The organism is Nitratidesulfovibrio liaohensis (assembly GCF_011682075.1).
GTDB lineage: Bacteria > Desulfobacterota > Desulfovibrionia > Desulfovibrionales > Desulfovibrionaceae > Cupidesulfovibrio > Cupidesulfovibrio liaohensis.
In genome coordinates this window covers 1-4,782 of the sequence record NZ_VSMK01000202.1, presented here as the reverse complement: position 1 = coordinate 4,782, position 4,782 = coordinate 1, and the positions used below count along the sequence as shown (strand labels likewise).

General features: G+C 65.3%; 4 protein-coding genes and 1 tRNA gene. 3 read left to right on the top strand and 2 right to left on the bottom strand.

What is annotated here, in order from left to right; translation table 11 throughout:
- A partial coding sequence (locus FVW27_RS07995; RefSeq protein WP_167124171.1) for an HAD-IC family P-type ATPase occupies positions 1–952 on the bottom strand: 952 nt, incomplete at its 3' end.
- A gap of 180 nt (positions 953–1,132) precedes the next feature.
- Positions 1,133–1,208 (bottom strand) — tRNA-Asn (locus FVW27_RS07990).
- Between the two features lie 274 nt (positions 1,209–1,482).
- On the opposite strand from FVW27_RS07990, the gene lysS reads away from it, so the two are divergent.
- From lysS to FVW27_RS07975, 3 genes are all read left to right on the top strand, one after another.
- The gene (lysS, locus tag FVW27_RS07985; RefSeq protein WP_167124173.1) at positions 1,483–2,988 is read left to right on the top strand and encodes a lysine--tRNA ligase; all 1,506 of its coding nucleotides are present in this window, start codon (positions 1,483–1,485) and stop codon (positions 2,986–2,988) included.
- Between the two features lie 10 nt (positions 2,989–2,998).
- Complete coding sequence (locus FVW27_RS07980) at positions 2,999–4,252, top strand: lipoprotein-releasing ABC transporter permease subunit (protein WP_167124169.1); 1,254 nt, start codon at positions 2,999–3,001, stop codon at positions 4,250–4,252.
- A 17-nt stretch (positions 4,253–4,269) separates the two neighbouring features.
- Positions 4,270–4,782, top strand: a 513-nt coding sequence (locus FVW27_RS07975) for an ABC transporter ATP-binding protein (protein WP_167124167.1), incomplete at its 3' end; no start/stop codon positions are given.

Sequence of the window (4,782 nt, the reverse complement as noted above, 5' to 3'; positions counted from 1 at the left end):
CCAGCGCCCCGCGCCGGGCCATCTGGCGCATGCCGATGGCCAGCGCCCCGGTGACGATGGCGGCCAGCGCCTCCGGCACGGCGGCCACGGCCAGCGACACGGCAAACATGATCATGGACACGATGAAGGCGAAATCCACGGTGCCGTGCATGGCCTCGCGCGCGATGCTGAACCCGGCCACCAGCACGCAGATGCCCAGGGCGGTGATGCCCAGCCACTTGCCGATTTCCTCGGTGCGTTTTTCCAGCGGGGTCTTTACCGTTTCCACGCTGGCCACCTCGCGGGCGATCTGCCCGAAGGCCGTTTCCATGCCCGTGGCGGTGACCACGGCGCGGCCCCGCCCGTAGGTGACGGTGGTGCCGGTGAAGGCCATGTTGCGCCGGTCTGCCGTGCCCGCGTCCTCGGACACGGGATCCGTGCCCTTGCCCACGGGCATCGATTCGCCGGTCAGGGGGGCCTCGTCGCAGCGCAGGGCGTGGGCCTCGACGATGCGCGCGTCGGCGGGCACGCGGTCGCCCGCCTCAAGCAGCACCACGTCGCCGGGCACCACCTGGGCCGAAGGTATGCGCGCCTCCGCGCCGTCGCGCAGCACGCTGGTGGTGGGCGAGAGCATCTTCTTCAGGGCGTCCAGGGCCTGTTCCGCCCGGTACTCCTGCACGAAACCCAACACCGCGCAGAACAGCACGATGACCAGAATGATGGCCGCGTCCACCACCTCGCCCACGGCGGCGGAAAGAACCACGGCCGCCAGCAGGATGACGATGAGCACATTGGCGAACTGCCCCAGGAACATGCGCAGGGGGGAGGCCCGCTCCTCGTGGGTCAGTTCGTTGGGGCCGTGCCGGGACAGGCGTTCCTCTGCCTGGCTGGCGGAAAGACCACGCGTCGGGTCCGTGCCCAGGGTGCGAGCCACATCGTCCGTGGCCATGGCGTGCCATGCGGGATGGGTCATTGGCTTCCCTCCGGGGCTGCGGATGGCGCGCGTGCCGAACAGGTTCCGCGCGGGGGGCCCCATGTATGTGCAATAGGAGGAGGCGGAGAGGATGTCCAGCGGCAGGAAGGGCGCGGCGAAGCCCTGCGGCGGCACATAACGCAAAAGGGCGCATGACCATGGTCATGCGCCCTAGCATTCTGGCTCCCCGGGACGGACTTGAACCGCCAACCTAGTGATTAACAGTCACCCGCTCTGCCAATTGAGCCACCGGGGAACGTGGCGCGCCGGGCGTTTTCCGGCGCGGAGGCTGAAGTACCCGCAACGGGCCGGACGGTCAAGCAAAAAATCGCGCAGCGCGAAAAAACTGTTGACGAACGGGCGCCTTGGGCGTTTCTTGACTGCCGCACTCAATTGGCATACCCGTAGCAGTCCGGCATCCGGCAGAATCAACAGGTCCACGGAGAACGTCCTTGAGCAGTCAGGAACAGTCGAAGCGCAAGAAGATCAAGCTTGCCACAAAGTCCGAGCGGGCGGAATATTTCATGCCCATGCTCGAAAGCCTAGATGCCCGCGACGAACTGAACGAAGTCGTCAAGAACCGGGTGGTCAAATCCTGTGAACTGCTGGACGACGGCGTAGCCCTGTACCCCAACGGTTTCGTGAAGCAGCACGACGTGGCGGCCATTTCGGCCGAATACGAGGGTCTGACCGCCGAGGAACTGGAAAACGTCGACACGCGCTTCACCTGTGCGGGGCGCATCGTCTCGCAGCGCTCGTTCGGCAAGGTGACCTTTTTCCATCTGATGGACAAGAGCGGTCGCCTGCAATGCTACACCGCGCGCGAGGTACTGGGCGAAGACCCGTACCGCAACTTCAAGAAGCTGGATACCGGCGACATCGTGGGCGTTTCCGGCACGCTGTTCCGCACCAAGACGGGTGAACTGACCCTGTCGTGCGACCAGTGCGTGCTGCTCACCAAGTCCATCCGGCCCCTGCCCGAAAAGTACCACGGCCTGAAGGACGTGGAGACCCGCTACCGCCAGCGCTACGTGGACCTCATCGTCACGCCGCGCACGCGCGAGATTTTCCGCAAGCGCACCCTGATCGTGCGCGAGTTCCGCCGCTTCCTGGAGGAAAAGGGCTTCATGGAGGTGGAAACCCCCATGATGCAGCCCATTCCCGGCGGCGCCACGGCCATGCCGTTCATCACCCACCACAATGCGCTGGACATGCAGCTGTACATGCGCATCGCGCCGGAACTGTACCTGAAGCGCCTGCTGGTGGGCGGGTTCGAGAAGGTGTTCGAGATCAACCGCAACTTCCGCAACGAGGGCATCTCGACCCGGCACAACCCGGAATTCACCATGTGTGAATTCTACTGGGCGTACGCCACGTTCGAGGACCTCATGGACCTGACCGAACAACTGTTCGCCCACGTGGCGGAAAAGGTGTGCGGCTCGTACGTGGTGACCTACCAGGGCCAGGAAGTGGACCTTACCCCGGGCCGCTGGACGCGCCTCTCGTTCCATGATTCGCTGGAGAAGATCGGCGGGCACAAGCCGGAATTCTACAACGACTACGAAGCGGTGCGCAAATACATCCGCGAACGGGGCGAAAAGGTCGTGGACGGCGAGAAGATGGCCAAGCTGCAGGCCAAGCTGTTCGACCTGGATGTGGAAGGCAAGCTGATCCAACCCACCTTCATCTATCACTATCCCACCGACATCTCGCCGCTGTCGCGCCGCAACAACGAACGGCCCGACGTGACGGACCGCTTCGAGTTGTTCATCACTGGGCGCGAACTGGGCAACGCCTTCTCCGAACTGAACGACCCCGTGGACCAGCGCATGCGCTTCATGGACCAGGTGGCCGAAAAGGAAGCGGGAGACGCCGAGGCGCACTTCATGGATGAAGACTACCTGCGCGCCTTGGAATACGGCATGCCGCCAGCGGCAGGGCAGGGGGTGGGCATCGACCGCCTGGTCATGCTGCTGACCGACTCGCCCTCCATCCGCGAGGTCATCCTGTTCCCGCTGCTGAAGCCGGAAAGCTAGGCCGCGCCGCATGAGCTTCGAACTGTTCGTGGCCTTGCGCTACCTGTTCGCACGGCGCAGGCAGACCTTCATTTCCGTCATCTCCGTCACCTCCATTCTGGGGGTGGCGCTGGGGGTGGCGTCGCTGATCGTGGTGCTGGGCGTCATGAACGGCTTCACCACCGACCTGCGTGACAAGATCCTGGGCGCCAATGCCCATGGCATCGTCATGTCCGCCGACCGCACCGGCCTTACCGACGCGCCGCATCTCATCGACAAGATACGGCAGGTGGACGGGGTGCGCGGCGCGACGCCATTCATCTATTCCGAAGTCATGCTCTCCACCCCCCACGGGGTGAAGGGGCTGGTGCTGCGCGGCATAGACCCGCAGACCGCCCCTTCGGTGCTGGGCATCCTTTCCAACATGACCAAGGGCGACGTGGCCGACCTTGCGCCGCGCACCGGCGCGGACGGCGCCCCCTCCGGCCCGCCCGGCGTGATCATCGGCGACGAACTGGCCCAGCGCCTGGGCGTGGTGGTGGGCAGCCGGGTAAACCTGCTGTCGCCTGCCGGGCAGAAGACATCGGCCGGGTTCGCCCCGCGCATCCGCCCCTTCATGGTGGTGGGCGTGTTCTCCACCGGCATGTTCGAGTACGATTCGTCGCTGGGGTTCGTGTCGCTCGACGCCGCGCGCGACGTGCTGGGCCTGCCCGACGGCGCCGTTTCGGGCGTGGAGCTTGCCGTGACCGACGTGTACAAGGCGGACGAGGTGGCCGAACGGGTTACCCGGGCCGTGGGCGGCTACCCGCTGTACACCCGCCACTGGATGGAGATGAACGCCAACCTGTTCGCCGCGCTGAAGCTGGAAAAGACGGCCATGGCCGTGATTCTGGTGCTCATCGTGCTGGTGGGCTCGTTCTCGATCATCACCACGCTGGTCATGCTGGTCATGGAAAAGACCCGCGACATTGCCATACTCATGTCCATGGGGGCGACGCGGGGCATGATCCGGCGCATCTTCATGCTGCAGGGCACGGTCATCGGCGCCATCGGCACCTGCCTCGGCTACGCGCTGGGGCTGGGCGTGGCGGAACTTCTGAAGCGCTACCAGTTCATCAAGCTGCCGCACGGCGTCTATTCGCTGGACCACCTGCCGGTGCTGCTGCAATGGCCCGACATGCTGGCCATCGGCGCAAGCTCGATGTTGCTGTGCTTCGTCGCCACCATCTACCCGGCGCGCCAGGCTGCAAGCCTGGAGCCCGCCGAAGCGCTGCGCTACGAATGAGCACGGATTTTCTGCATATGACCGCTCCCGGACAGGGTCCGGACGGGGCCGCGTCCCCCTCTGGAGACGAGCCGCTGTACCGCCTTGCCGGAGTGGACAAGGAGTACGCCGGTCCCGCCGAGCAAGTGACCATCCTGCGCGGGGTGGACCTGTCCATCCGCCAGGGAGAATCGGTGGCCATTGTCGGAGCATCCGGCTCGGGCAAGTCCACCCTCTTGCATCTGCTGGGTACCCTTGATACTCCCTCACAGGGACAGGTGCTGTTCCAGGGCCGGGACATGGGCACCATGGCGCCGGACGAGAAGGCGGGGCTGCGCAATCGCGAAATCGGCTTCGTCTTCCAGTTCCACCACCTGCTTCCGGAATTCGATACATTGGAAAACGTGGCCATGCAGGCCATCATCGCGGGCATGCCGCGCGCACAGGCCTTGGCTCGGGCGCGCGACACCTTGGCCCTTGTCGGCCTGTCCGACCGGACCGCGCACCGGGTAACCACGCTGTCGGGCGGCGAGCGCCAGCGCGCCGCCATC

What these genes read in the sequence shown, in the direction of transcription:
- lysS (WP_167124173.1), top strand. Translation starts at nt 1,483, where the DNA reads ATGCTCGAAAGCCTAGATGCCCGCGACGAACTGAACGAAGTCGTCAAG.
- FVW27_RS07980 (WP_167124169.1), top strand. Translation starts at nt 2,999, where the DNA reads ATGAGCTTCGAACTGTTCGTGGCCTTGCGCTACCTGTTCGCACGGCGC.